Origin of the sequence: Pseudomonas sp. MIL9 (genome assembly GCF_016887925.1) — a bacterium.
GTDB lineage: Bacteria > Pseudomonadota > Gammaproteobacteria > Pseudomonadales > Pseudomonadaceae > Aquipseudomonas > Aquipseudomonas mohnii.
The window spans coordinates 1-2,736 of sequence record NZ_JAFEHE010000048.1; the positions used below are offsets into that span (position 1 = coordinate 1).

Genomic DNA, 2,736 nt, shown 5'->3' on the forward strand with positions numbered 1-2,736 from the left:
TGGCGTACGGTTACCGGGATAGCGAATTCTTTTTCATGAAGATCAAGAGCGTCTTTCCCGGTAATCCGTGAAGAACCTAAAAAAGGGGCAGATGAGGCTGTGAGCATTGCCAAACTCGGTATTCGCGAGGCCGACCACGGTGTACAGCAAGTTATAGAGGCGCAGTGTGCTCTCCAAGGCATTCGCGATGCTGTTGAACGGATCAGTGGTATGAGCCAGCAAATGGCAGCCGCTTCAGAAGAGCAGGCTAGTGTCGCTGAAGATATTGCTCGGCAGATTAATAACGTAGCGGGAACGGTTGAGAGAACAGCGAAGAATGCTAACTCCGCCGTGATTCGTGGCCGCGAACTTGAAAGTACATCCCGTGGTTTAAACTCGTTGGTTGAACGGTTCAACAGGTAGTGACCTTATGACTATTTTGGTGAATTAGGTTTATATATGAGTGCAAGATACCGTGCAGCGGTGGATGCGGCAGCTATTTTCTCGGAAACCGATAAATCCGGAATAATCACCTATGTCAATGAACAGTTCTGTGATATTTCTGGCTATAGCGCACAGGAGTTGATTGGGCAAAACCACCGCATACTAAACTCAGGGCAGCATCCCCCTGAGTTCTTTATTGATATGTGGAAAAAAGTTTCACGTGGGCAGGTATGGAAAGGTGAAATTTGCAACCGTAAAAAGGATGGCAGCCTGTATTGGGTAGAGAGCACCATTGTACCCATGTACGATGATGCCAGCCAGCGGGTGCAGAAATACGTTTCCATTCGTTTCGATGTGACCGAAAAGCGGAAGTTTCTGGAAACCTTGCAATGGCAGGCTGAGCACGACGAGCTGACGGGTCTTCCAAATCGTTTTTTGCTGTCCAAAGCGCTTGATCAGGCTATTGTCAAAGCAAAGAGCCAGTCCAGCACGGTTGCCGTGGGCGTGCTTGATCTCGATGGGTTTAAGCAGATTAACGACCGCTATGGCCACGAGATAGGTGATCGTCTGTTAGTGGCGGTGGCTGATCGCCTGAAACATAGTATGCGTATCGAAGATACCGTAGCCCGTTTGGGAGGCGATGAGTTCGTGCTGATTTTGGATGTGCGGGATCCCAAGGTGTTGGAAAGCGCCCTGCAGAGGCTTTTAGCTGCCCTTTCCGCCGTCTACATCATCGATGGCATAGGCATTAATATTTCCGCCAGTATCGGTGTGACGCTCTATCCAAACGATAATGAGAATGCCGATACACTGCTACGTCATGCCGATCAGGCTATGTATAAGGCCAAACAAAGTGGCCGTAACTGTTTCTATTTGTTTGATGTATCAAAAGATAAGATGGATAAATCAGCTTTTGATACCGTAATACGGGTTCGCCAAGCGTTACATGATGGTGAGTTATGCTTGCATTATCAACCAAAAATAAGTTTGAGCAGTGGGGCAGTGATTGGTTTTGAAGCACTATTGCGTTGGCAGCATCCGCGAGATGGACTTATATTACCGCAGTATTTTATACCGTTGATTGAGCAGAGCGATCTGATCGTGGAGATCGGCGAGTGGGTCATAGATCAGGCGCTCAGTCAAATAGAACAATGGGCGGACTTGGGTCATTCGTGGTCTGTGAGTGTAAACATTGCAGCATTACATTTGAAAAAAGAAAACTTTGTAAAGTCCCTAAAGTTTTTGCTGGACAGCCACCCTAATGTTTTGCCGCAGATGTTGGATATTGAGATTACCGAATCAGTGGTGATAGAACACTTATCACATGTCACTCAGTGCCTCATTGCTTGCCAGGATCTGGGTGTGACATTTTCGTTGGACGACTTTGGAACCGGGTATTCATCGCTGAGCTACCTTAAACAACTGCCCACGCAGTCAATCAAGATAGACAAATCTTTTATACGCGACATACTCATCGATAAAGACAGCTTGGGGCTGACTAAGGCGATCATCGGCCTAGCGAAATCGTTTAACCGCGAGGTTATTGCTGAAGGGGTGGAAACGGTTGAGCACGGAGTGTTGCTGATGAACCTAGGTTGTGATGTAGCGCAAGGCTATGGTATTGCGAAACCCATGCCGGTAGAAAAAGTGCCATCTTGGGTGGCGAAGTTTGTCCCTGCTCATTTATCTAGAGGGGTAATAGATAAACCGCACCGTCCATGAACTGATTGCGTCGTCGCAACCTAGTGGATTGAGCGGTTAATTCATTTATCCACCGGTAACGATATACTGTGCGTCCAATGCCATGGATTGGTTATGCGCATGGCTCGACCGACTTTCCCCATTCGCTCGAAATATATTTTTTATGATACACTATCCCAGCTGTTGTTTTCTGGAACAATGAAATAATTAATATTATCATAAACAGATCGATAATAATAAAGAGGATCATATATGTCGGATCAAGAGTTAATACTAGAGCAACTCCGTAACGTGAATTATGATAAGTTAAGCAAACAAGATATCGTAACAATGCTAAATGCAGGGGAACAGACTCTAGAAAATATGGCAGCATCAAGAAAAACTGCCATTGATATAATAGCAGAGGCAATGAACCAAACAAAGAATACGCTTGAGGCACTTGATTATTCTGGAAAGGTAGAAGCTGAAATCAGGAAAAATCTCAGCATACTGAGAAAGCTACTGATGACTGGCGATCTATAGCCCCCTAGACTGGGCGAATTAGGTTTTGTACGAAAAGTCGTTGTGGCTAAAATTGCCGCCATGACCGGTTGGAGGCCCGTATGGCAAGGC

2 protein-coding genes and 1 pseudogene are annotated in these 2,736 nt (G+C 46.1%); all 3 read left to right on the forward strand.

Annotated features, from left to right (window positions below; all coding sequences use genetic code 11):
- Positions 1-78 precede the first annotated feature (78 nt).
- Positions 79-402: pseudogene (locus JQF37_RS31125) on the forward strand (methyl-accepting chemotaxis protein); the annotation flags it as partial.
- A gap of 36 nt (positions 403-438) precedes the next feature.
- A complete protein-coding gene (locus JQF37_RS31130) occupies positions 439-2,145 on the forward strand; it encodes an EAL domain-containing protein (protein ID WP_153334466.1) in 1,707 nt (568 codons plus the stop codon).
- 231 nt (positions 2,146-2,376) lie between these two features.
- On the forward strand, positions 2,377-2,646 hold the full coding sequence (locus JQF37_RS31135; protein ID WP_078474158.1) for a hypothetical protein: 270 nt from the start codon (positions 2,377-2,379) through the stop codon (positions 2,644-2,646).
- The last annotated feature ends 90 nt before the right edge of the window (positions 2,647-2,736 follow it).

Bases quoted from the DNA above. Each gene is read 5' to 3' on its own strand.
- JQF37_RS31135 (WP_078474158.1), top strand. From the start codon at position 2,377: ATGTCGGATCAAGAGTTAATACTAGAGCAACTCCGTAACGTGAATTAT.
- JQF37_RS31130 (WP_153334466.1), top strand. From the start codon at position 439: ATGAGTGCAAGATACCGTGCAGCGGTGGATGCGGCAGCTATTTTCTCG.